This is a genomic window from Actinomadura craniellae (genome assembly GCF_003289645.1).
Lineage (GTDB): Bacteria > Actinomycetota > Actinomycetes > Streptosporangiales > Streptosporangiaceae > Actinomadura_D > Actinomadura_D craniellae.
Genome location: NZ_QLYX01000011.1, coordinates 214,570 through 237,469, shown reverse-complemented (window position 1 = coordinate 237,469; position 22,900 = coordinate 214,570). Strand labels below are relative to the sequence as shown.

Annotated in this window: 15 protein-coding genes, 4 pseudogenes and 1 CRISPR repeat array; of the genes and pseudogenes, 9 read left to right on the top strand and 10 right to left on the bottom strand. The window is 64.6% G+C overall.

The genetic code is table 11. The annotated features are described in order from the left end of the window. Nucleotides 1-917: 917 nt before the first annotated feature. Together DPM19_RS23410 and DPM19_RS23400 are read right to left on the bottom strand one after the other, a co-directional pair. Nucleotides 918-3,536: a DEAD/DEAH box helicase gene (locus DPM19_RS23410; RefSeq protein WP_158566866.1), complete on the bottom strand. Its 2,619-nt coding sequence runs from the start codon at nucleotides 3,534-3,536 to the stop codon at nucleotides 918-920. A 715-nt stretch (nucleotides 3,537-4,251) separates the two neighbouring features. Then, nucleotides 4,252-4,769: direct repeats of the CRISPR family, unit length 29 nt; unit sequence CGATCGCTCCCTACACGCGTGGGGCCGAC. Nucleotides 4,770-4,787: 18 nt separating this feature from the next. Then, a complete protein-coding gene (locus tag DPM19_RS23400) occupies nucleotides 4,788-6,305 on the bottom strand; it encodes an RNA-guided endonuclease InsQ/TnpB family protein (RefSeq protein ID WP_199485240.1) in 1,518 nt (505 codons plus the stop codon). Between the two features lie 588 nt (nucleotides 6,306-6,893). On the opposite strand from DPM19_RS23400, the gene DPM19_RS23395 reads away from it, so the two are divergent. After that, nucleotides 6,894-7,466, top strand: a complete 573-nt coding sequence (locus tag DPM19_RS23395; protein ID WP_111870173.1) for a Panacea domain-containing protein — start codon at nucleotides 6,894-6,896, stop codon at nucleotides 7,464-7,466. 356 nt (nucleotides 7,467-7,822) lie between these two features. On the opposite strand, the pseudogene DPM19_RS23390 reads toward DPM19_RS23395, so the two are convergent. The 3 genes and pseudogenes from DPM19_RS23390 to DPM19_RS23380 all read right to left on the bottom strand — a co-directional run. After that, a pseudogene (locus tag DPM19_RS23390) lies at nucleotides 7,823-8,053 on the bottom strand (transposase family protein); the annotation flags it as partial. 48 nt (nucleotides 8,054-8,101) lie between these two features. After that, nucleotides 8,102-8,299, bottom strand: a pseudogene (locus tag DPM19_RS23385) (ADP-ribosylation/crystallin J1); the annotation flags it as partial. 109 nt (nucleotides 8,300-8,408) lie between these two features. Then, nucleotides 8,409-8,921: a hypothetical protein gene (locus DPM19_RS23380; RefSeq protein ID WP_111870138.1), complete on the bottom strand. Its 513-nt coding sequence runs from the start codon at nucleotides 8,919-8,921 to the stop codon at nucleotides 8,409-8,411. A 130-nt stretch (nucleotides 8,922-9,051) separates the two neighbouring features. On the opposite strand from DPM19_RS23380, the pseudogene DPM19_RS37090 reads away from it, so the two are divergent. The 3 genes and pseudogenes from DPM19_RS37090 to DPM19_RS34935 form a co-directional block, all read left to right on the top strand. Then, nucleotides 9,052-9,654 (top strand): annotated as a pseudogene (locus DPM19_RS37090) (HNH endonuclease signature motif containing protein); the annotation flags it as partial. An 18-nt stretch (nucleotides 9,655-9,672) separates the two neighbouring features. Further along, entirely contained in the window at nucleotides 9,673-11,355 is a 1,683-nt protein-coding gene (locus DPM19_RS23375) for a DEAD/DEAH box helicase (RefSeq protein WP_233510663.1), read from the top strand. Continuing rightward, nucleotides 11,352-12,701, top strand: coding sequence for a hypothetical protein (locus tag DPM19_RS34935; protein WP_146778968.1), 1,350 nt, complete (start codon nucleotides 11,352-11,354; stop codon nucleotides 12,699-12,701). Before DPM19_RS23375 ends, DPM19_RS34935 begins: the two co-directional genes overlap by 4 nt. 523 nt (nucleotides 12,702-13,224) lie before the next feature. Here the strand turns inward: DPM19_RS34935 and DPM19_RS23370 are convergent. From DPM19_RS23370 to DPM19_RS34930, 4 genes are all read right to left on the bottom strand, one after another. Further along, nucleotides 13,225-13,647 (bottom strand): hypothetical protein, encoded by a 423-nt coding sequence (locus DPM19_RS23370; RefSeq protein WP_146778967.1) that lies wholly within the window; start codon nucleotides 13,645-13,647, stop codon nucleotides 13,225-13,227. A 158-nt stretch (nucleotides 13,648-13,805) separates the two neighbouring features. Next, nucleotides 13,806-14,192, bottom strand: coding sequence for an ATP-binding protein (locus DPM19_RS23365; protein WP_158566864.1), 387 nt, complete (start codon nucleotides 14,190-14,192; stop codon nucleotides 13,806-13,808). Nucleotides 14,193-14,383: 191 nt separating this feature from the next. Next, the gene (locus DPM19_RS23360; RefSeq protein ID WP_111870134.1) at nucleotides 14,384-14,680 is read right to left on the bottom strand and encodes a hypothetical protein; all 297 of its coding nucleotides are present in this window, start codon (nucleotides 14,678-14,680) and stop codon (nucleotides 14,384-14,386) included. A 100-nt stretch (nucleotides 14,681-14,780) separates the two neighbouring features. Next, nucleotides 14,781-15,041 carry a hypothetical protein gene (locus DPM19_RS34930; RefSeq protein WP_158566863.1) on the bottom strand — a complete coding sequence of 87 codons (261 nt, stop codon included), beginning with the start codon at nucleotides 15,039-15,041 and terminating at the stop codon, nucleotides 14,781-14,783. A gap of 352 nt (nucleotides 15,042-15,393) precedes the next feature. Between DPM19_RS34930 and DPM19_RS23355 the strand changes: the two genes are divergently transcribed. The 5 genes and pseudogenes from DPM19_RS23355 (at nucleotide 15,394) to DPM19_RS23335 (ending at nucleotide 21,421) form a co-directional block, all read left to right on the top strand. Continuing rightward, nucleotides 15,394-16,884, top strand: a complete 1,491-nt coding sequence (locus DPM19_RS23355; RefSeq protein WP_146778965.1) for a hypothetical protein — start codon at nucleotides 15,394-15,396, stop codon at nucleotides 16,882-16,884. Then, complete coding sequence (locus DPM19_RS23350) at nucleotides 16,881-17,999, top strand: NAD(P)/FAD-dependent oxidoreductase (RefSeq protein ID WP_111870132.1); 1,119 nt, start codon at nucleotides 16,881-16,883, stop codon at nucleotides 17,997-17,999. Before DPM19_RS23355 ends, DPM19_RS23350 begins: the two co-directional genes overlap by 4 nt. 353 nt (nucleotides 18,000-18,352) lie before the next feature. After that, nucleotides 18,353-19,750: pseudogene (gene tyrS, locus DPM19_RS23345) on the top strand (tyrosine--tRNA ligase). A 7-nt stretch (nucleotides 19,751-19,757) separates the two neighbouring features. After that, the gene (locus tag DPM19_RS23340) at nucleotides 19,758-20,438 is read left to right on the top strand and encodes an HAD family hydrolase (protein ID WP_158566862.1); all 681 of its coding nucleotides are present in this window, start codon (nucleotides 19,758-19,760) and stop codon (nucleotides 20,436-20,438) included. Next, nucleotides 20,435-21,421, top strand: coding sequence for a zinc-dependent alcohol dehydrogenase (locus tag DPM19_RS23335; protein WP_111870130.1), 987 nt, complete (start codon nucleotides 20,435-20,437; stop codon nucleotides 21,419-21,421). Before DPM19_RS23340 ends, DPM19_RS23335 begins: the two co-directional genes overlap by 4 nt. Nucleotides 21,422-21,917: 496 nt before the next feature. Here the strand turns inward: DPM19_RS23335 and DPM19_RS23330 are convergent, their stop codons facing one another. Beyond that, complete coding sequence (locus DPM19_RS23330) at nucleotides 21,918-22,772, bottom strand: NmrA/HSCARG family protein (RefSeq protein ID WP_111870129.1); 855 nt, start codon at nucleotides 22,770-22,772, stop codon at nucleotides 21,918-21,920. Nucleotides 22,773-22,900: the final 128 nt, after the last annotated feature.

The following is a 22,900-nucleotide window of genomic DNA, read 5'->3' as shown; positions in this document are numbered from 1 at the left end:
CGCGCTACCTGCTCCACGTCCAAGCCCGCCGCGATTGAGGGATCTCCCTGCGTCCCGCACGTCGCCGCCTTCACCTGATGTCCCGCTTCGCTGTAAAGGACAACAAGCAACACCGGAGACGGCCGGTTAGCCTGCCGCAACTTCCAGAGGCGACGCACATCGTCCGTCTTCGGCCGCCCTGACGCACCCCAGGCAATAGCAACTTCCAAAGCGGAGTCACCGTTGCCGAACAGGACCCGGTGCGTACTCAGCGACGCTGGCGCCCCCTGAGGCTTGGTCCATGGCAGGGTCCGAGCCTCGCTGTACTCCAGGAAGCGGTCCACATCATGCTGAAACACACCCAAACCCTCTCACTTAGCGCTCATCATTGACGAGACCAACCAGAAACCCTGCCGTATGCCGGGGACGCCTAGGCGGGTCCATCCTTCACCACGCTGCAGCGGCCAGCAGCTCGGATGGCTGTACATGTCCTTCATTGCATCGTTCCGCCACCGGATCATTTACCTGACACCGACCCGCCGGGGGAACGCTCCTCGCGTGATCGCACGCTTCTGCTTCCCCGAGGACGCCAACCCTCAATCGTGATCGTCACGGGCGTCGACTCCGCAAATCAGCCAGTGACCCCGTTGGGTTGTCCCGCACCATCTCCAACATCAGTCGACGAGTCCCTGCGGAAGCAGAGGATGAGAGGGCTCGGGGCAGCTGTTGAAGTAGTCGATGAGGCGCAGCCGATCTGGGGGTAAACATGATCTCGCTCTTGGGCTTGAGCCGGTTGCGATCCTCGCCTGCCAGCGAAGCGGGCGCTACCCGGCCGCGACGCGGTGAAAAGTGGACTCTCGCCGTTTATTTAAAGCCGGGCGTTTTCTTCGTCGAGCCCAGCGCGCTGTGCTCCTTTGGCGGTATGCCGGTGGGAGTGGTCAGCCGTCGGCGACGCGGCGGGTGGTGAGGGCGGGAATCCACTGGCTGGGCAGGGTCCGGTGGGTACGTAGAAGCCGTTCGATCTCCAGGGCGGCCTTGTCAGGGCCAGTGCCCTTGGTTTGGGTGCGGATAGCACCCCAGCAGGTGATGAGCCGTTCGGCGAGATCCCTAATCTGGTCGAGGCTGACCAGGTAGAGGCCTGCGTCAGCGACGCGGGCAGCGGCAATGTCGACGCGCTGTTGCGGGGTGACGAGCAGGGTGATCGACCCGGAGGGTGCGGCGGCGATGCCCTGCTCGGAGGCGGTGAAATTGAGGTGGCCGCAGGCCTGGGTAGCGTCGGACGCAGGGACTTCCTTGGCGGGGTTGGTGTCGGACTTGGCTTCGCAGGCAACCCAAAACAGGTCGCTGAACAGCCAGACCGAGTCGGGCTCGGCGTCGGCCTTGGTGCGTGTGCGGCAGCTGGTGGAGCCCGCGAGCCGTCCGAGGCTGTCCAGGGCACGTTCGAACGGGCTGGCGTCGGTCTGGCCGAGCCCAGTACGGATGTCCTGGGCGAGGGTGATGAATGGTTTAGCTGGTCCTGTCCGTAGCGGGCTGACGACGATCTGCTCGACGACGAGGGCGTCTAGGGCGTCGCCGCTGGACAGGGTGAGAACGGTAGTGGGGGAGATCATCTGGGCCGCGTCGGTGAGCAGGTCGGTGAGCCAGCGGGTGCCAGCCGCCGCAGCCCGGGCAGCGGTGTAGTGCTGCTGGGCAACCTCAATCCAGTGGTTGCCGTGACCGGTGCGCGCTGCCAAGACGGCCCAGGATCCGGCCAGGTAGTTCCACAGTGCCTGGTAGCGGCGGATCTCCTTGCCTCCGGCGAGCCGTTCCAGTGCCTTGCCCGTGAACTCGACGGCACGTTCCCATTCGCCGCCCCACGCAGCGTTGAGCGCCTCGACCTCATGGCGGGCGCTGGCCGACAGCTGCGCAGTGCCGGGCAAGCTGGTACGGGTGGTGGCGTCCCGGTCGACGCGGATCTCGCTGTCGGCCTCCTGCCACTCGGGATCCTGGCGCCGGAAGTACTCAAGGTTCTCGCGGGTCTCTGCCGCAGTGATGTCGGTGGAGTAGGTCAGACCGAAGGCGACCTCGGCTCGCAGTTCGGGATGCATCGCGGCCTGGACGGCGGGGTCAGCGCAGAAGTTGACGAGTTCGCGGGATAGAACGATGACGGCGGCGAAGTCGCTGCTGTTGCGGGTGGCGCGGCCGGCGCCCTGGGTGAGGCGGGTGCGGATCCGTTCGCGTAGCGCCACGACAGCACCAACGCTCTCGTGCAGGAACCGCTCCTGCAGGTGGGCGCCGGATGGCAGGCCGACCAGGACGATCATCCGGCAGGAGTCGCCGGGCAGGTCGATGCCGTCGTAGCGATTGGCCAGCGCGAGCACCCCGGCCTTAGCGCCTTCGAACCCGTCGGGCGCGTCTTCAAACTCCTCTGCGGTCCACTTCTCCATCTTGCCGGGCACCAAGACTTCGACGGCGTGATCGCGGGTGCGGCCGTCGGGCGCGAGCAGCACAGCCTTGCCGTAGGAGGAGATCGCGTCGGACACGAACGCCGTCTCGGCGTCTTCGGTCTGCAGGTCGTCGACCAGCCGGGGGAAGACGAAGAACCGCCGCCCGGTGCCTTGGGTGGTCGAGGCGGCGGGCGCTGCGATGTGCTCGATCTTCTTGCGGCCGAATCCACGCAGCAGTTCACCGCCGTCGCCAACAGTGGCCGACAAGTACAGTCGCTGTTCGGCGGTCTCAAAGGCGGGGTGGAAGGCAGTGGGGGCGATGAACGGCCGGATCAGGATCTGGCTGGCGCTGACGAATACCAGGCACGCGGGCAGGCTGCCTTGGATCTGGGAGAACGCGAAGTTGGCATTACGCGACATCCATTGATGGGCTTGGGCTTCGGACAGGACCCGCTCGATGTCGGTGGCGGCTGCAGCAACCTGCGGAAGTCCCGCCAAGTACACCGTCCGTGCGGCATCCTCCTCGCCTTCGCGGAGCCGGGCGGTCACCGAACCTGCCAACGCCCCGCAGCCGTGCAGCGCTTCCAACAGGTGGTCGTAGGCCAGTTCGGAGCGGCGGATGACAACGCTCCAGTTCGCTGCGACGAAGCCCTCCGCAGCGTGCGCGTCGTCCAAGACAAGCATGGTCGGGTTGAGCTTGGGGTCGGAGTTGAAGATCGCCGAGTAGGTCACGAACGCGACCGACTTACCTTGGATGAACCGGGTCTCCGCCGTGCTGTCCCACAACTTGTGCGAGCCAGTGAGAAGCGAGGTCGGAACGCCATAGGACGCGGCGCGGTCGGCGGCCTGCCGGGCCAGTTGTCGGGTCGGCGCTAGGTAGGCGACCCGATCGCCGAAGGTCCGGCGCCGCCACTCAGCGATCAGCGACCCCACCAGCGTCTTCCCGGCACCGGTCGGCAGCTCTATCGCGACGTCCGGCACCTTGGTGAAGGACTCGTGGTAGGCGCGTAGCACCTCGGCCTGCCGTACCCACAATTCTCGAGGCGCGCCATCGCCATGCTGAAGCAGCGGGTACAGCTCCTCCGCCGTCCCGGCCGCCGCCTCGATCACCCTGCGCTTCTGGAATGCCACGACAGAGAGCCAACCACGAAAGCCACCGTGAAGCATCTGGATTCCCTGGCATGGCAGCAGCCTCTAGCCGAGGCTCACACACCAGTGTCATCCGCTCAACCAGGCAACCGGTAGGACCACGTCATGCAGCCGTCGGCCGCCCTTAGCAACCCGTGCCTAGCGAACGTCCGCGTGCCGGTCTCAGTCACGAACCCCTTCGGCAGCGGCTCCTGGCATCTCCTCCCACCGGCGCATGCACGGAGAAACAGCCTGTGGGAGAACCCAAGCACTTCTCCTCCAACCGGGCGACCGCATCCTGCGCACCGGGTCTGGTCAAGTCCCAGTACCGGTGGGCGTCAATCATGTCAACCAAGTACTCGCCGCAGTTCAGTGCCTGCTCGCTCTCAACCTCGGCGCGGAGCCCTGACTCGCTGGTCCCGACGTAGCTCTGGAACATCTGAAGCCCGATTGGTGCGTCCGGCTAGCTCTACGAGCACCTATTCAAGCCCGGCGTGCAGCGCGCGTTCGATCATCAAGGCACCGGTCGAGTTCGCCGTTCACCGCTGCGTGCCCGGCAATCCACTAGTCACCAGCCTCCTTGGCCCGAGAACCTTCTCCGACCGCTCTGTCCCTTAGGAGAGCCACTCGTCGGCGTCGATCGGGTACGACCAGTCATATGACCCTCCCCACACACGCGGGCCAACTCACGGCTCTCCAATCGGTGACCTGATATCCCCGATCGCTCCCTACACGCGTGGGGCCGACGAGTAGCGGGGGCGGTACCCGCCGGTTGCTCTCAATCACTCCCTACACGCGTGGGGCCGACTCTCGTCACCCTCAGGTTAGGACGGCAGGGCCCGATCGCTCCCTACATGCGTGGGGCCGACGCCGCCACCGCGCTCACCATGTCGGGCCTGGACCGATCGCTCCCTACACGCGTGGGGCCGACACTGACCTGGACGCAGGTGAAGCAATGGTTCGCGATCGCTCCCTACACGCGTGGGGCCGACGAGCGCCCCCGCCATGCGGAGGCGCCCTGTGTCGATCGCTCCCTACACGCGTGGGGCCGACGGCCGCGAGGTGGAATGCAAAGAGCCCCAGCCCGATCGCTCCCTACACGCGTGGGGCCGACACTCCTCGTGGCGCCCACCCTGGGTGCTCGTACGATCGCTCCCTACACGCGTGGGGCCGACAAATCCAGGCGAATCGCGAGCGTCGTAGCCGACGATCGCTCCCTACACGCGTGGGGCCGACCCTTATTGACCTGCACCGCTATGGAGGCGTTGCCGTTTCGTTATTCAAGGTTGGGAGCGTCAGCAGATCACTCTGCTGAGGTGACTCAGGCCGAGCGCCGGAGCCTTCCCGCTTCGATGCGTCGTGCCTACCGCCCCGAGAGGTGGTTGGTCTTATGGATGCTCCACGGGCGTTTAGCGTCTCCCGCCTATCGCAGGCGACGTTTCGATCGATCAGCACTGCGTGGCGTTCGATGTTCCGGGCCGCGTTCATGTCCCGGTCCATCACCAGCCCGCAGTCTGTGCAACGAAACACCCTGTCGGACAGCTTCAGGTGTGGGTTTTGCCATCCGCAACCCGAACAGGTCTTACTCGAGGGGAACCAGCGGTCTGCGACCGCCAGCTCAGATCCATACCAGGTGGCCTTGTAGTTCACCTGGCGACGCAACTCGGCTGGAGCGGAGTCCAGGATGACGCGGTTCAGGCCTGCCTTCTGCCGCACGTTCTTTCCCGGCGCTGCCACTGTTCCCCGCGCTGACCTTGTCATACCGGCCACGTTCAGATCCTCAAGCGCGACGACCGCGAAGCCGGTGGTCAGGCGCTTGGTGATCTGATGGAGCGCAGCATGCCGGCGCACAGCAACCTCGTGATGCGCGCGACCAACTCGCCGCTTGGCCTTCTCGCGTCGGGCTGAACCTTTTTGTGTACGCGCCAACGCCCGCTGAGCCTTCAGTAGACGCCGCTCGGCCTGCCGCAGATGCTGCGGATTCCGCACCAGGGCACTCGACGGGTCGTCGACCACCAGTGGCTTGGACAAAGCCGCGAGGACCTTAACGCCAAGGTCCACCCCAACAGCGCCTCGTTCCCGCTGGCGCCGTGACGGCCGATCCGGTACCTGCACGGTGACCTTGCACAGCACAGACGCATACCAGCGATGGCCACCCCGCGACACCGTCACCGACTGCACCACCGCGTCACCTCGGTCGATCAGCCGTGCCAGACGCTTCCCCGAGTCATGAAGCCGGACTTCCCCGATCCTCGGCAGCCGCAACCGCCGGTACCCGGCCAGCCGGATGCTTGGCTTCTTCACGTCGTGGTGCAAGCGAAACGAGTCGCGGGCCCGCCCCTTCTTCTTGAACCGCGGGTACCCCACCCGGCGGCCGACCCGCTTCCCCGACAACGAGTCCAACCAGTTCTTCCACGCCTGGTCCGCGTCGATGAAAGCGGACTGGAACGCGTAAGTGTTGACCTCATGCCACCACGGGCACGCACCATCCAAGCCCTTGCGAGAGTCACCCTTGACCGCGTTCAACGCCTTCTGGATCGCCGGCTTCATCGGAACCGGGACGCGCACCTGCCTACGAGCCTGCTCCTCAGGAACACCGTCCCCGACAAGCTTGGCTACCTCCGCCCGCCACCGCTCATGCGCGCCGACCTTGGCCGCGAGAGCATGGTTGAACGCCCACCTGGCCGCACCAGCATGCCGGGAAAGGGCAGCAACCTGCACAGACGTCGGATCCAACGCAAACCGAAACGCCTTCAGGATCTCCGTCTGCACCACTACCTCCTCCCGTAGAAACAAGATAGGGAGCGCCCCCGACAAAACGCAGCAGGCGGGCGAGAGCAGCAGAACAGCAACATCCCCCATGCCTCTGCACCCGCTGTCAGCCCCACGTGGGGACACTCCCTCCACCCGGCACCCCAGGCAGGCGGACACCCCCGCTCGAGCAAAGAGAACATTCACAGGCACCATGTTCAGCGTGGTCGTACGGCTCTTGGTGCCGCCCACGGAACCTAGTGGACATGCCGACGCACCCGCCGTGCGCAGTTACTCGGCCGACTGGGACTGCCCAATGACTGGCGAGCCCTCTCCCCGCCGAACCTGGTCGCCCGGTGGAGATCCGCCTGGGTGCCGGGTGCAGACGCCTGAGCAGCTAAGCCAGCTGATGTTGCGACGCTTCACACGATGCCTGGCCTTGTTCAAGGAAACCCATGGGGTGGCGTGGCTCCTGCCCGGGTGTTGCTGACATGACCACCCTCCTAGTGGGGATGTCAGCCCCGAGGCGCATACTAGAACTAGTGTTCGAAAGTGTGGGGTGATGAAATGTGTCTTCAGCCGCAGGCGGGTGGGCCCTACCATGAGCCCATGACAGTATCGGCTCGGGATGTTGCCGCAGCCCTGCGGGACCGGCTCCCTGGGCTGTCTACGACGAAGCTGCACAAGCTTCTCTACTACTGCCAGGGACACCATCTCGCTGCGTTCGGTGAGCCACTGTTCTCGGAGTCGATCGTCGCTTGGGACTTGGGCCCGGTCGTGTCAGCCCTATGGGGCGAGGAGAAGTACGCCGTACAGATCCCAGACGCCACGCTTCTACCCAAAGAGCTCGATGAGGCAGAACTCAATACGGTCGGGTACGTGATCAGTCGGTACGGCACGCTGAGCGCTGGCGACCTCGTCCGCCTGACCCACAGCGAAGTCCCCTGGAAGGCCGCCGACAACATCCGGCAGGTCACGGGAGAAAAGCGCGCAAAGATCGAACTCGACTGGATCAAGAAGTACTTCGAGGACAAGGAAGCTCAAGACGATACTGAGGAGCGTCCCCACCTCGATGAGGCGAAGCTCGCCCAGTGGTTGGCCGGCGCCGAAGCCCGCCGCGATCGATCGCGCCAGCGTGACAGCCGCGAGGAGATCCGAGCGAGGCTCACCAGCGGTGGTTAAGCGACCGGAGGAGTGGGAGCTCGAAGGCTTCCTCGAAGCATTTGGATGGTGGGTCCAGTCCGACTCCCCGCCTGAGAGCGTTCAGCAAGGCGTGCTCCGCTGGATCCACGGAGTTTTCGACGACCCTTACATGTTCGCCAAGCGCGTGCCCGACTTTCCCAATTTTTGGCAGGCCCGCATTCCCGGGTCCAGGGATGGTCAGGGTCACATAGTCGTCTGCTCGTACTGGGTCTACGAAGGCACTCAAACCGTAAAATGTGATCTGTTTGGAACCTTCTGGGAAGAAACCCTTGAGTAACTCCATCAACTCCGGGCAGTAGCAAGATTGGTCGATGACCCAGCGGTCCGCTGCCCGGCTTGGGCACCCCGAACAGTGAGGCGGGCTGGCGCATAGTCAGGTTCGTGCGCCAGTAAGCCGCAACCAGCAGTGCCCGGTCCCTCAGCGGAAGGCCCCACGACCGGCCCTTGCGAACCGCGTCCGCACCCTCACGCCGCAGAACCGTCACCAGCTTCTCGAACGCGCACGGGCTCAGCCCGGTGAACGGGGCTATCCAGAACGGCTTCGACACCGTGATCACACCGGCCACAGCAAGATCATCGGACCATAGCGTGCCCTACCAGTAGATCTTCCCGCCTCAGCGGAACTCGTGGACCACCTGGATCTCGCCGACAATGTGGGCGTTGAAGTCATCCAGTTCCTCGGCCGGAACCCAGAGCTCGAGGATCGTCTGCCCGCCGGCCTGCTGGATGGGGTACCGGCTCAAGAACTCCGACTCGACCTCAAAACGGGTGACGAAACCGGCGCCATCGTGCTTCACGTTCCAGGACCGCGAGCGTGTAGCCGCCCCGAAAGCGGAGGGCGGGGTCCTTGACCTTCTTGTGTTTGTCGAGCCCTTGGACGACACCCGCGGCCACGGCCAGCGACCCACCGAGGAATTAGGGTCAAGCCTCCAGGGAGCTTTCGGGGCTATCTTTACTTTCGGCCATTACCCTGCCGCCAACAAAGGCCACGCCTAGGGCAACTACAACACCAGCGCCAAGCATCATCTTCCTGGACATCCCATCCAAGAAATGCTTGTTCTCGCTATCCTTCTGAAACTCTAGTCTTCCAGTTTCCTGGATTTGCTCGATGAGGTACTTCTTCTGTTTCCAACTCAGGTCACCGTTGCTGAGCTCAGCCTTGAGAATTTCCCTGATCTCCTGGAAGGCCCGATGGACGTGCTCTTGGCTTTGATTATTAGCCGAGAGAGTGGACTCATGCGCTCCCTCCATCGCATCTACAGCATCTATGGCGAAATCCTTGAACACGGGGAACTGCTCAACGATCTTTAGGGCCACCTCAGTTCCCATGTCAGGCATCATGGCCACGAACCTGATCATCTTGTCTTTGGAGAGGTTCCTCCAGGACTCGATCCCAAGCGCCTGCTTGATTTCAGCTTCGTTCTTGTAGCCCATGTCACGGTTCCGTCCACTGCTCAGTCTTGTCTCTTCAAATCCTATCGGCGATCTTCCGATAGCCAGCAGCTGATCCGAGATCTGGCCCGTCTGATCAAACGCAAGCTCAAGAAGATCGAGTATCGACCTAATGTGCTCCTGGCTGCCTCGCGGCCGCCGGCAGTTGGGCACACACGCCGCTCAGCCATCGCCAGCCTCCCCACAAGCTGCAACGACCGGTCTGCCTACCTTGATCCTTTCCAGACACCCTCTAGCTCGATATTCGAGGCGGAGCTGGGCGCACGCTCATGCGGGCTCGGAGACGTTGACCAAGGATCACAAAGAGGATCCCAACCGGCAGCCCGGGCCTTGCCGGCTAAAGACCATCACTAATCACCAAAATCAGCCGCACATAAATCAATTCACGATCTTGAAAATGAGACAATTTGGATATATGCGACATTCCAACACTTACCTTGACTTGCCCCTACAGCCCGCCTGTGCTTCAGTAAATTGTCATACCCGAACGGTAGGCTGCGGCCTCATGACAGAAGTCTCGCAGAGGCCACGCGACCCGCGTCGAGTGTTCAACAGTTCCGAGCACGTTGCTCTGTACCTCGCAGCCGATGGACACTGTGTCAGCTGCGGCCAAGAGCTAGAGCCCGGGTGGCACGCTGACCACGTCACGGCCTGGTCCAACAGCGGACCCACTGATGTGGTCAACGGGCAAGCAACCTGCCCAACATGCAACTTGAAAAAGGGGAGTGGGCCCATGGCAAATGCGTTCGGCCTGCGAGACTGGCAGCAAGAATGCCGTGAGCGGTACCATAGCCGTTCAGGCGGCACCGACGGCAACTTCCTCGTCGTCGCAACTCCGGGCGCGGGGAAGACGACCTTTGCCCTCACTCTGGTGCAGGACCTCATCAGCCGCGGTGAGATTTTCAATACGATCGTCGTCGTACCGAGCGCGCACCTACGTCGCCAGTGGTCGGAAGCCGCGTCCCGAATGGGCATCCAACTTGATCACACCTTTGTCAATCGTAACGCTGTCGTAAGCTCGGACTTCGACGGAGTCGCGGTTACCTACCAAGCTGTCGCTACAGAGCCGACGCTCTGGCGCACGTTGTGCTCCCGCAAGAGGACTCTCGTGATCTTCGACGAGATCCACCACGCTGGCGAAGGAGACGAGCAGAGGTGGGGGCCAGCGCTGAAGAGTGCGTTCGAGCCTGCGCACCGTCGACTACTCCTCTCCGGTACCCCTTTTCGCACCGACGGGACACCAATCCCGTTCGTTGAGTACCATGATCGCAAAGCAGTTCCTGGCTACAACTACGACTATGGCATGGCCTTGGCCGACGGAGGCGTAGTCCGGCCCGCCGTCTTTCCATCCATGGACGGCGAGTCCAAGTGGCGCCGTGCGGGCGACAGGGCCATCACATCGATTGCGTTGACTGACACAGATGAGCAGACTGTTCCGCCGGCTCTTCGAGCAGCACTTGACCCGGCCGGCCAATGGATTCCATCCGTCCTACGGGAAGCGAACAACGCGCTGACCAACGCCCGGATTGACACCCATGACGCAGGCGGTCTTGTCGTCGCATTCGACCAAGATGCTGCCAGAGCGTATGCTCAGATTCTTGAACAAATCACAGGCGAGAAGCCCGCAATCGCAACGTCTGACGATCCGACGGCTTCCCAAGTGATCAAGAGTTTCACATCGTCCACAAGCCGATGGATCGTTGCAGTACAGATGGTCGCCGAAGGCGTGGACATCCCAAGGCTCGCGGTCGGGGTTTACGCGTCCCGGGTTCGCACCAAAATGTTCTTCATCCAGGTCGTCGGAAGATTCGTCAGGATGCGGGGAGAGGAGGATGAAACCACTGCCCGCCTGTTCATCCCATCCGTCGAACCTCTTCTGTCACACGCTCGGGAGATTGAGAAGACAGTAGACGCGGTCATCGCCGACCAGGAAAAACGAGTCCGGGAGATACAAGACAGCGACGGAGATACCGCCGCGCAGACCTCCCTTCTACCAGCCTTCGAAACCGTCGGCTCATCCGAGGCGGTCCATCATTCAACCATCGCAAATGGAGAATTCGTTACGCCGGATGAAATGAACTATGCACAAACTGTCATGAGTCGGACGGGCCAGCCACCGCGCGGCATGACCGTCGAGTACGTAGCACTCCTTCTCCGAACCGCCGGAGCACAGCTTCCAGAGCAGAGGAAGGATTCGCGGGTTACGGAGAAGCCCCTAGCCGACCAAAAGCAAGAGGTTCGCCGGCTCCTACAGCGAAAGGTCGGCAAGTACTCAATCACAACGGGCAAGCCACACGAATACATCCATGCAGCCCTCAACCGCCACTTCGGCGACATTGTGAAAACCGCCAAGATGGATACGCTTATGAAGCGTATCCAGTTGATCGATACCTGGCAGAGAGAGGCAGAAGCATGAACACCTCAGACGGCAACGCGGTTCTAGTCAACGCCCTCAGCTCGTCACTACGTTCCACATTGAACGGGCTGGACTCCATACCTGGACTTATCCGACAAGTTCTAGAGGAGGGTTCGTGGCGGAACTTCACAACTCCGCGGGGTGAACAGGTTAGTCACTCAAACTTTGAGTCATTTCTAACAGAAGCCCCCTCAAGAGGGCTCGGCAAGACCGTCAACGAGCTCGTGCGTATTCTTGAAGGGGATATTGAGTCATTGGCCCTCCTGGCAGATGCACTAGGCACATCAGCCACAAGGCTCCCAGCCTCAGACCAGGGCAAAGTTGATCCAATTACTAAAGATGCACAAGATTTCGGCACCTATGCGCGAAACGGAGGATGGATCTTCGGCCTAATGGTCGCCCGTAGCGTTCGGCCTAACAAGCGAAGCGGTCGAAGCAGATCAGGCAAAGACGCAACTGCGACGGAAACTTCGGATACATACAGCAATGAGAAGGTCTCTGCAGGAGAATTCGCCCTCAAAGCCGGATGCTCCCGTGAAAGAGTCATGCGTTTCTACCGTGCCTGGGCTCGTGCTGCGGACGCGCAGGTGGTCCAGCCAGCAGAAGATCTAGTACCGGGTCAGGTTGTCGAACTACCAGATCCGGAGGGATGGGCTGAGTACTTCACGATGTATGAACAGAGCACTGATCGTCGCGAGAACATCGCGCAGCAAGCTGAAGCTTCAGGAACAAGCTACACCGAGGCTTTGAAGGTCACAAAACACCCTTCCGCAATGCGGACAGCAATTCTCGCCGATGCCAAGACCGCAGAAGCAGCCAGAGCAGCCCTCGCCGACCGGATGCAGGATGATTCGGATCTACGAAAAAGCATGGCCATGACTATGGCAAAAAGCCCAGAGTTCCGCAAGGATATTTCTACTCAAACTCGACGAGCGGAGCAAGTAGAATATATCCGCCAAGCAGCTGAACTGGGGAAGGCGAGAACTCCAGGAGGACAATTTATTGAGCTGACCAACGAAGCCAAAAAGGAGGCCACAGAACACCTTTCAAAAGTCAACGACCTGGATATTGCGGAAGAAGAAATAGAAGCCGCCTACGGTGCTGTTCGTGAAATTATTTCTTCGACCATCGAAGCAGATCCAGAAATTCTTACCCGCGAGCAGCGAAGCAAGTTTCGCAAAACTCTCAATAGCGCAGTAAAGAATATTGAATCAATCGACCCTGGCGACCTTATCGTGGTCGCTGACGACGAACTGCGTGCATCAATAGCCGCTGTGCAGAAAAAAATCAACGAGCTTGCCGACTTGCTTGGACACCAACAAGAGAACCACCTACGTGTGATCTAATCCCGCGGAACCCGCAGCAGGCCCCGCAACGCCGCCAGTCAGCCCGTCTAGCAGCCCATACACCGCGCGTTCTCCGCCCGCTGGATGAGCCGGCCTGGTGTTCTTGGTGCGGGGGTGAGCTTCAGAAGCGCTACACCACCCCTGCCCATGACACGACCTGTACTGCATTACTTCACCGTGCCCGAACGTTTGCGATCAACGTGGACGGCGCCCGTTAAGCTTGGACGCCACCCGCAACCGATCAGCCAACCGCCAACCGGTACACATCGCCGATGGGGTAGCCGGGAACATGTGCGATTGGTTGTGATCGCCCCTCGGACACGTACCGTTCCCCCATGGTGGTGATCATGGGTAGGGGCCAACCGATCCGGATCGAGGTTCACTTCGGTCCGGATTTCGTGTTTTCCCAGGTCGTAGGTGAGGCGTAGGGCGAGGCTGCGGTACAGGTCCTGGCGGTCTTGGTGTGCGGAGTCGTGATCGGTTGGTGCGGAGCCTCCAGCCCGCTTGTCGGCGTGGGGTGAGTTCACGTCCGGCTGCCGGTGGTCAGGCGCCGGATCAGGGTGGTCGCCGCCCTCCGGGTGCCGGCCCCAGGCGCAGGGCGAGCATTGACCTGTTTCGGTGGTGGCGCGGGAAGGTCGCGTAGCCAGCGCTCGTAGCGGTTATCGAGCTCGTTGGGCAGGGAGTCCCGGTCATCGCCGGGGGTCGCTTTCCTTGGCTTCGTTGGCCCGCGCGTCGTAGCGGCACTCCGGTAGACGAACTCCACGAACCGGGAGTCGGGTCGGTCGATCTGGCAGATGATCGTGGCGACGACGATGATGTCGATCTCATGACGCCAGTACCGGCGCGGCCCGGACCCCTCACCGCCCTTGTCGGTGCCCATCCGGAAACAGGTCAGCAGTCCTTTGTCCGCCCACCGGGCCAGCGCTGCCACCGACGCCCCTGTCATGACCGACGCTTCTCCCGGGCGCAACCACTTGAACTCCCCAAGCACAAAATCACCACGCATGAGAATCCACGAACTCCTTCCAGAAAAGGGGGGTGAGCCAGGGCCGGACGAGCGCCGGCATGGGGGTCACCTGGAACCGTGCCGGCCGTTCCTGCCGGTTACTCCCTGAGCCGGGCCCACACCCATTTACCCGTGGGCGCGGTGGGCGTGTGGCCGCACTGGTGGGCCAGGGCGGTGATGATGCCCAGGCCGTGGCCGCCGTTGTCATCGAAACGGGCCGGGTCCAGGTCCAGCGCCGCCAAAGACGGCTCGGCCGTCGGCCGGCGGACGGGCACCGCCGGGCTGGCGTCCCATACCGCCAGCAGGACACCGGTCGACTCCCGGTCGATCCTGACCGTGATGCGGCCGCCGGGGGTCGCGGTGACGGCGTTGGTGGACAACTCGCTGACCACCAGCAAGGCGTCCTCGACCAGGGAGTGGGATGCCTTCCAGCGGGTCAGGCGCACCTGGGTGAGGTCACGCACCAACCCGACCGAGGCCGGCACCGCCGCAACACTCCTTTCGAACCGGTACGGGTGATGCGGTCGGGTCATGGGGGTCTGCGTCATGATGGGCCATCACTTCATCGTGGGGACATCTACAGCGGGACCGGTGAACAGCCCGCCCTGGGGGTTCGCTGGCACGCAGCCGTCCGGGTTCATTGCGGTTGCGGCCAGGTCGACCTGGCCGGGGGCACTCACGTGGCTCGAAGGGGCACGCCCAGGAGGCCGGTCTCATCGAGGTGCTTCTCCAGCGCGGTTTGCTTGGTGAGCCGCTGCTTCAGGTCATCTGGGGTGGTGGAGAACAAGGTCTCCTCCAGGCCGTGCTTGTTGTCCTGGACGGTCAGGGGCCGGCCGAGCCGGGTCGCGGCCCATCCGGGGAACTCGCCGTCGAACACGCGGGGCCGCCAGACCTTCCACCCGGGAAACTGCCCGGCCAGGTCACGCAAGGCCTGCGCGGGGTCCAGGGGCAGGTTGATAGCGCGAGAGATCATTTGCTCGGCTCCTTCGGAGCTTTTCGGAGGTGAGGCGCAGCAGGGCCGGAGGCGCAATCCCGGCAGGGAATGCGTCGGGGCTGCGCGGGGACAGCGGAGCTCACTGCCGGATCAGCAGCGGTTTCTTCATGACGCCCTCGCCGGTGAGCACCTGCTCCAGGGCGTCCTGGCCCTTGACCAGGGCCTCCAGGGCGTCGGCGGTATCGGCGTGCACCGTTGAGCGAAGACCGCGGCGGTGTTCCTCGCGGGTGGGAAGCCGCTGGGCACCACCCCGCGTCGCATACCAGGGGACGGCGTCCCCGTCGAACACGAGGGGCAGCCAGAACCGCCAACCGGGCCACCGCTCGACCAAGCCGCGCAAGGCTGCGTCAGGTTCATTGGAGGGAACAGTGTGGTAAGAGGTCATTTTCGGTTGCTTCGTTCAGGAGTTGTCCGGGACGGGACTTGACAGCGTGTAAGCGGTGCCACTGATCCATCACGCGTTCCACCGGTGAGTTGACTGTGAGTGACTACGATCTAACGGCTTCAGCCCGGTGCGGCGCGTCCCCAGGGGACCAAACCGTTTGTCACCCGCCTCGTGGACTCTGACCTGGCCTGATGCCATGAAGGCGATGGAAAGTACTCACGCGGAGCGCTGTGAGACCTCAATGTTCAAGGTAGGGGCGGGTCACACTGGCCAGTAGAAACGCTCTTTGAGCCAGCAGGGGGTACAGATGAGTCCGCCGAAGCCGGGAAGTCGCCCTTACCTCAACCAACTACAGGCGCGCCTTGTCGTACTGGGGTTCGATGATTCGCACATCGCCGAGCAAATCGCCCAGGATCTCATGGTGCGGTGCGGGAAGCGCCCACGTGAAGCATGGCGCCTCGCCTGTGGCCTTACCTTGGAGGCCGTCGCCAGCCGGTTCAACGCCATTCGAGGTGATGATCGCGCAGCAATGCGCAAAAGCCGGATTTGGGACTTCGAGCAATGGCCCCGCAGCGGAGCACGCCCAACGATCATGACCTTGCGCCTTCTGGCGCAGATCTACGGCACGACCTGGGACCGGCTGATCGACCTACATGATCTCGATCAGATGCCCCCCGAAGACCGCGACGCCTACCACGGCGTGCTCGCGGCGCGGCACCGCAATGCCACGTCCCTGGCCGCCAAGCGCGTGCTCGTCCCGGAGCGGGAGCCGGCCTATGAGGAGTCCTCGCGGGAGAGCCTGTTGGAGCAGGCCGCCGAGGAATCGGCCGATCTCGCCGCCTGGGCTGGAACGAGCAACGTCGATGAGGAGATGCTGGCCGAACTCAACCGGCGGCTGCGCTCGCTGGCGCACGCCTACGTCTGCGGGCAGCCGTTCCCGCTGCTGGTACGCACCCGGCAGCTGCGTAATCGCGTCTCGCGGTTACTCCAAGGGCGCCAGAACTGGCAGCACACCCGAGATCTGTACCTGCTCAACGCGCGGTCCTGCACGTTGCTGGCGTGGATGACGGGCGACCTGGGCAACTACCTGGCCGCCGGTGACCATGCCAGCGCGGCGTGGCTGTGCGCCCAGCTGGCCGACCATGACGGAGCCCGAACGTGGGTGCGCGCCACCCAGAGCAAGCTGGCCTACTGGAGCGGGGATTTCGTGGAGTCCGCGCGGCTGGCCGCTGACGGCCTGACCTACCGCAGCTCTGACTCCTCCCAGGTACTGCTCGCGCTTCTCCAGGCGCGGACCAACGCGCGTCTTGGCCGGGTCGCCGAAGCCGAGACGGCCCTCGGCCTGTGGCGTGACGCGCGTGAGCAGGTTCCCGGCCCGGACGAGGTGGGTGGCGTGCTGGGGCTCACCCAGGCGCAACAGCACTATCTCGCCGGGAGCACGCACCTGGAACTCCGTCAGCCGGCCGAAGCCCTCGCCGAAACCACTCGTGCTCTTGAGCTGTTCGAGGGCACCCCGGTGGAAGAGAGGTTCTACGGCGCGGAAGTCCTCGCCCGCATCGACGGCGTGCAGGCGCATCTCCAGGGCGGCGAGCTCGACGGAGCAGCCGACGCGATGGAACCGGTGTTCACCGTGGACCCCGATCAACGCCTCGACACGTTCGTCCAATCCATGAAACAGGTACGGCTCCGCCTCGCGCACCCGCAGTACCGAGGTAGCCCGGCCACCCAGAAACTGCAGGAACGCATCGAGGAATACGCGGTGACCGCCATCGGCCGAAGCCTGGAACTGCCCCGATGACCCATGTCCTCATCGTCGGCGCAGGGATCATCGGTACCGCTCTGGCCGACCGGCTCGCCCCTCATGCGCGCGTCACCGTCATCGACGCGCACCTGCCCGGCCAGGGAACCACCGCCACCAGCCTCGCCTGGTTGAACGCCAACAAGACCATCGACCCTGGTTACTTCGCTTTCCGCATCGAGGCGTTGCGCGCATGGTCCCGCCTGGCGATCGAATTCGGCGACCCGCCGTGGTACGTCCCCACCGGAAACCTCACCTGGGCCCAGACCGAGGAGGCGGTGGCCGAGCTGTCGGCCCGGGTCGAACGCCTGCAAGCACGCCGCTACCCGGCCCGGTTCCTCACTCACGACCAAGCACACTCGATCGAACCCGGGCTGGTGATGCCCGCAGACGCGCTGATCGCCCACTTTCCCGGCGAGGGTTTCGTCCACGGAGCCCAGGCCGCCCACGCCCTCATGGGCCGAGCCCAGGCTTCAGGCGCCCGGCTGCGTACCGGAGACCGTGTCGTGCATATCGTCGGGGACGGAGGCCAGGTGCGCGGTGCGCACCTGGCCTCGGGCGACACCGTCGCCGCCGACATCACCATCTGCGCGGCGGGTTGGCGTACCCCTGACGTGCTCGCCACCGCGAACACCGGTGTCCCGCTGCTGGACGCCAAAGAGCCCGGGTCGGCCGCCCCTTGCCTGGTCGCGACCACCACCCCCATACCCAAGGCGCTGCGCGGAATCGTCCACGCTCCCGGCATCTACGCCCGGCCGGCCTGGGACGGCGGCCTTCTCCTGGAAGCCGGTGACCTGGACGCCATCACAGACATGAACACCCCTCAAGCCGACCTCGACACCAGCGCCGCCGATCTACTCACCCGCGCCCGTGAGATCATCCCCGCCCTCTCCCAAGCCCAGATCTCCCACGCACGTCGCTGCATCAGACCCATGCCCACCGACGGGTTCCCGCTCATCGGCTGGCGCCAAGAAGGGCTCTACGTCGCCGTCACCCACAGCGGCATCACCCTCGCCGCCCACCTCGCCGAACTGATCACCCGCGAAATCCTCCACGGAACCCGCCCCGACGAACTCGCCCCCTACCGGCCGGACAGAACAGCCAAGCTCCCCTGACAGGGAACCCGCCGATTCCTCATCACCTCCAGACCTGGGCACCTCAGAAACTCTCCCTCCAAAGATCCGATTTCATAGAGGCGAAGATGCGCCACCTACTCGCCGCTGAACCGCCCGTTCCCGAAAAGTTGGCTACTTACCAGATCATGTGTCGGATGCCCCGCTATGACACGCACACTCCGTCCGACCTGAATGCGTATTGTCTTCACTCCAACCCGGCCCGGAAACGGGCAGTTAGAGAGTTCACCGATTACATGATCGACCTGATCGGTCTACGGCCTCGTTGACAACAAGAAATCGGCCTGTGGTGGCTCGGCAACATATGCGAACACCCAGTTTCCAGGAGAGCCCCGATGACCCGACTGAGCCAGTCCGTCGACCGCGCCACCACCCTGCTCAAGAGTGCGGATCTCTCGGTCGACGCCACCGTGCGCGAGTTGCTGGCCGAGACCACGCAGCGCCGCGGCCTGGACCTGTCGGACCTGCCTCCGGCCGAACAGGCGGCCCTGATCGCCGCCCGCTCCCAAGAACTCCAGCCCTCCGCCGACGCGCTGGCCGAACGGATCACCAAGGCCGGCGAGCAGGGCCGACGGTTCATCGCCAAGTTCGGCATCGACCCCACCGGGCACGAGGTGCATCTGGGGCACACCGTGCCGATGCTCATCCTCAGCCGCTTCCAGCGGATGGGCCACTAGGTCGTGTTCATCGTCGGCGACATGACCGCCAAGATCGGTGACCCCTCCGGCCGCTCGGACGACCGTCCGGCGCTGACCGACGAGGACATCGCCCGCAACCTCGCCACCTACCGCGAGCAGGTCACCCCGTTCTTCGACTTCGAGCGCGCCCAGTTCCGCCACAACGGCGACTGGCTGCGTGAGATCACCCTGCCGAGGATCATCGAGATCACCGCGCAGATCCCGGTGTCCATGCCGCTGCAGCGCGAGGACTTCCGCAAACGGCTGGACGCCGGACAGGGCCTGTCGCTGGCCGAGCTGATGTACTCGGTGGTCATGGCGCTGGACTCGGTGGAGACCAACTGCGACCTCGAAGTCGGCGGGATCGACCAGTTCCTCAACATGCAGATGTGCCGCAAGGTCATGGACATCTGCGGCCAGGTCCCCGAACTGGTGGTGGCCACCTCGCTCATCGAGGGCACCGACGGCACCGGCGTCAAGATGTCCAAGTCCAAGGGCAACTACGTCCCGCTCACCGCCCCCGCGGCCGAGATCTTCGGCAAGATCATGTCCGTGCCCGACCGGGTGGTGGAGCAGTACTTCCGGGCGCTGTCGGAATGGCTCGACTCGGAGCTGGCGGTCGTCGGCGAGCGGGTGCAGGCCGGATCGCTGCACCCGATGGACCTGAAGAAGGTCCTCGCCGGCGAGGTCACGGCCGCCGTCCACGGCGTCGACGCGGCGATGAAGGCCCGCGAGGAGTTCGTGGCGCGTTTCTCCAAGCGCACCTTCGGCGAGGTCGAAGACCTGCCCACGGTCGCCGACCTCGGGCAGCCCGTGACCGAGGTGGTCAAGGCGCTGGGCTTCGCCAAGAGCAACGGCGAGGTCCGCCGCGTCGCCCAGCAGAACGGCCTGCGCCTGGTGGTCGAATCGGCAGGCGACCAGGAACAGGTGACGCTCAGCGCCGACGAAGCCCGCGAACCGCTGGCGACCGTGGTCAAGGACAAACTCGACGGCCGGACCGGTGAGGTCTACCTCAAGGTCGGCCGCAAACTCGCCCGCATCACGTCCACCTCCTGACCGGCCCGTGGACGCGGTGGTACTCGACCTCTTCGGCACCCTCGTCGCGGCCCCCACACCCCAGGAGCGGGCCCGCGCGGCCGCAAGGTTGGCCGCGGTGGCCGGCTGCGACCCGGCGGCGGTCGAGCGTTACTTCCGCGCCACCTGGCTCGTCCGCCACGACGGAACGCTGCCCACACCGACCGACCTCGCCACCCACCTGATCCGAGCCGTCCACGGACCGGATCAGGCGGTCGGGCCGGTCACAGACGAATTGCTCGCTCTCGGGCAGGCTCGCCTCCGGCCCGCCCCTTCGGTCGTACACGCGTTGGAATCGCTGCGCGGCAGGGGGTTACGGCTCGGCATCCTCAGCGACGCCAGTGCCGAGATCGCCGCCGCCTGGCCGAAAAGCCCGCTGGCCGCGCTAGCGGACGCGGCGGTGTTCAGCTGCCAGGCCAAAGCGACCAAGCCCGACCAGCGGCTCTACAGCCGCATCCGCGCCGAGCTGGGCGTGCCAGCGCATCGAACGCTGTACGTGGGAGACGGCGGCGGAGACGAACTGCATGGCGCGCTCGCGGCGGGCATGGCCGCCGTCGCAGTCCGCCGCAGAGGACCCGCCAACGCCCTCGCCTTCGGAGACACCGACTGGTCCGGCCCCATCCTGGACAGCGCGGAGCACGTGCCCGCCTACCTCGCGGAGCAGGCATGAAGGCATGGGAGATCCGGGCCAGCGAACTGAGCCTGCGGGAAGTCGAACCGGTTCCCCCGGCCGAGGGCGAGACCATGGTCCGCGTCAGCCACACCGGCCTCTGCGGCAGCGACCTACCGAAACTGGTCCATCCCAGCGGCTTCGCCCTGCCAGAACCATGGCGGCCCGGCCACGAGATCGTCGGCACGGACCGCACCGGCCGCGCCGTGGTCGTCGACCCGCTCGTGCCGTGCGGCACTTGTCCGCGCTGCGCGCAGGGCAACACCCACCTCTGCTCCGGCCTACGGCGGCTCGGCTGGGACCTTCCCGGCGGGCTCGCGGAACAGGTGGTCGTGCCCACCACGAACACGCACCCGTTACCGGACGGCCTCGACCGGCTGCACGCCGTGCTCACCGACCCGGCCGCCGTCGCCGTCCACGGCCTGCGCTGCAACCCGATCGGGGCGCCCGGACGACTGGCCGTCATCGGCGCGGGCACGATCGGCCTGCTCACCGCGCTCTACGCCCACCGGCAAGGCTGGGAAGTCACCATCGTGCACCGCGACGGACGCGCACCTCGCCCGGTCGTGGCCGACGCCGTGCCCGCTGCGTTCCGCTCGCCGACGACTCTGCGCACCGACGAGACCTTCGGCGTGGTGGTGGACGCGGCCACCGGAGCCGACCCGGCACCGCTCGACCTCGCCCTGCGAATCGTGGACGACGGCGGAACCATCGTCGTCCAGAACGCCTACCACCCCGGCGTCCGCCTGCCGACACCGCTACGTGATGTCTTCCGCCGATCGATCCAAGTGACCGGCTCGTTCTCCCACTGCCGCCGCGCGCACCCGGACGACTTCACCCTGGCCCTGAACCTGCTACGCGACCACACCTCACAAATGGCGAACCTGGTCACCGAGGCCGGCCGGCTCACCGACCTGCCCACCGTGCTCTGCGGCCGGTCGGCGCACTCCATCCGGCAGGCTCTCGCCGCTCCTACCTCATGATGTTCGGTCCGAATCGGCCCGCTAGACCCGGGGCGATGAGGACCGGGTCCTGGACGCTCAACACTTCGGAGTGACCCATGTTGCGACCCCTCGCAGGGGCGATGAGGACCCGGGGACGAGCCCGCGGACGGGCTGGTGGACCTGTAGTCGATCACGTCGCCGTCGGTGGCCGTGATCCATCGTCCTCATTGCCCCTGCGAGGGGTCGCAACCGCCGGGCGGTTCCCTCACCCTCGTCGTCCGGCGACGTGTCGGGCGGCGAGAAGGTTCCGCAGGAGGACCACTGACCCTGTTGCGCAGCCACCATCCATCACCGTTCTCCTGACCAGAGGCCTTCATGGGACTGTCGCCGCCACCTGATCGTCCGACCGGGGAGCAAGTCGGGGAGCAAGTCTCCGAACGATCCCGGGACCCGCTGCTGGAAGGCGACGACGCCGACGCCTTCGGGTGCGGCGGCCGGAACTCCTATTCGACATCGGTGAACGGCCTGCGGTCTCTTACTGGTTCTTGCTCAGCCACGTCTCCAGGGTCAGCAGCTCCGGGTATCGCTCGCGGAGCATGGCGATATCGGCCTGGTACCCCTTCTCGTTGAACCAGTCGAACATGTTCGCCACCTCCTCGGCCTCGACTCGCAGCTCCTCGATCGGCTGTCGCTCGAAGCGAGTCGGGATGCTGTCGACCTTGGTGAACACCTCGGCGATCTGCCGCGCGGTCAGCTCGTCGCCGGCGATCTCGATCTTCTTGCCGATGAAATCGGCCGGCTTGTCGAACGCGTCCGCGGCGATCCGGCCGATGTCGACCAGCGCGATCATCTGCAGCGAGGTGTCCGCGTCCAGCGCGATCGAACCAACCCGCTCACCGTTCTCCGCTTTCGGCACCATGTACAGCCAGTTCTCCATGAAGAACACCGGCCGCAGCACCGTCGCGGGCACGCCGATGGCATCGATGTGCGCCTCGATCTCCTCCTTGCTCTCGAAGTGCGCGACGCCGGACTCGCACCCGGCGGCGCCAACGGAGCTGTAGACCAGGTGCGCGACGTTCGTGGCTTTGGCCGCGTCGGCGACGTTCTTGCCCCGCAGCACCTCGACTCCGGGGTGTGGGTCGGCCAAGTCGGCGGGCTGCACGCTGAAGACGCCATGCACGCCCTGCGCTGCCGCGCGCAGCGAATCGAGGTCGTCGAGGTCACCGGTGACCAGTTCCGCGCCGAGTGCCTTGACGTCCTTGGCCCCCTGCTTGTCCGGGTCACGGACAAGGGCGCGCACCGCCCAGCCGTCGTCGAGCAGCCTGCGGGCAACGGCGCCGCCCTGGCCGCCAGTCGCGCCCGTGACCAGGATGGTCTCCTTGTTCGACACTGCGAGATCCTTCCGATGATGTCATGGTGAAGCCGGTTCCGTGGGAGCCGACGGATGGGGGCATGCTTCGAGTGAGCCGATCAGAGGACCGCCCCGCGGCGCATCACCCCGGTGACCTCGTGGCCGCG

What these genes read in the sequence shown, in the direction of transcription:
- DPM19_RS23395 (WP_111870173.1), top strand. Translation starts at nt 6,894, where the DNA reads ATGACAGTATCGGCTCGGGATGTTGCCGCAGCCCTGCGGGACCGGCTC.
- DPM19_RS23380 (WP_111870138.1), bottom strand. Translation starts at nt 8,921, where the DNA reads ATGGGCTACAAGAACGAAGCTGAAATCAAGCAGGCGCTTGGGATCGAG.
- DPM19_RS23375 (WP_233510663.1), top strand. Translation starts at nt 9,673, where the DNA reads ATGGCAAATGCGTTCGGCCTGCGAGACTGGCAGCAAGAATGCCGTGAG.
- DPM19_RS34935 (WP_146778968.1), top strand. Translation starts at nt 11,352, where the DNA reads ATGAACACCTCAGACGGCAACGCGGTTCTAGTCAACGCCCTCAGCTCG.
- DPM19_RS23370 (WP_146778967.1), bottom strand. Translation starts at nt 13,647, where the DNA reads ATGACAGGGGCGTCGGTGGCAGCGCTGGCCCGGTGGGCGGACAAAGGA.
- DPM19_RS23360 (WP_111870134.1), bottom strand. Translation starts at nt 14,680, where the DNA reads ATGATCTCTCGCGCTATCAACCTGCCCCTGGACCCCGCGCAGGCCTTG.
- DPM19_RS23355 (WP_146778965.1), top strand. Translation starts at nt 15,394, where the DNA reads ATGAGTCCGCCGAAGCCGGGAAGTCGCCCTTACCTCAACCAACTACAG.
- DPM19_RS23350 (WP_111870132.1), top strand. Translation starts at nt 16,881, where the DNA reads ATGACCCATGTCCTCATCGTCGGCGCAGGGATCATCGGTACCGCTCTG.
- DPM19_RS23335 (WP_111870130.1), top strand. Translation starts at nt 20,435, where the DNA reads ATGAAGGCATGGGAGATCCGGGCCAGCGAACTGAGCCTGCGGGAAGTC.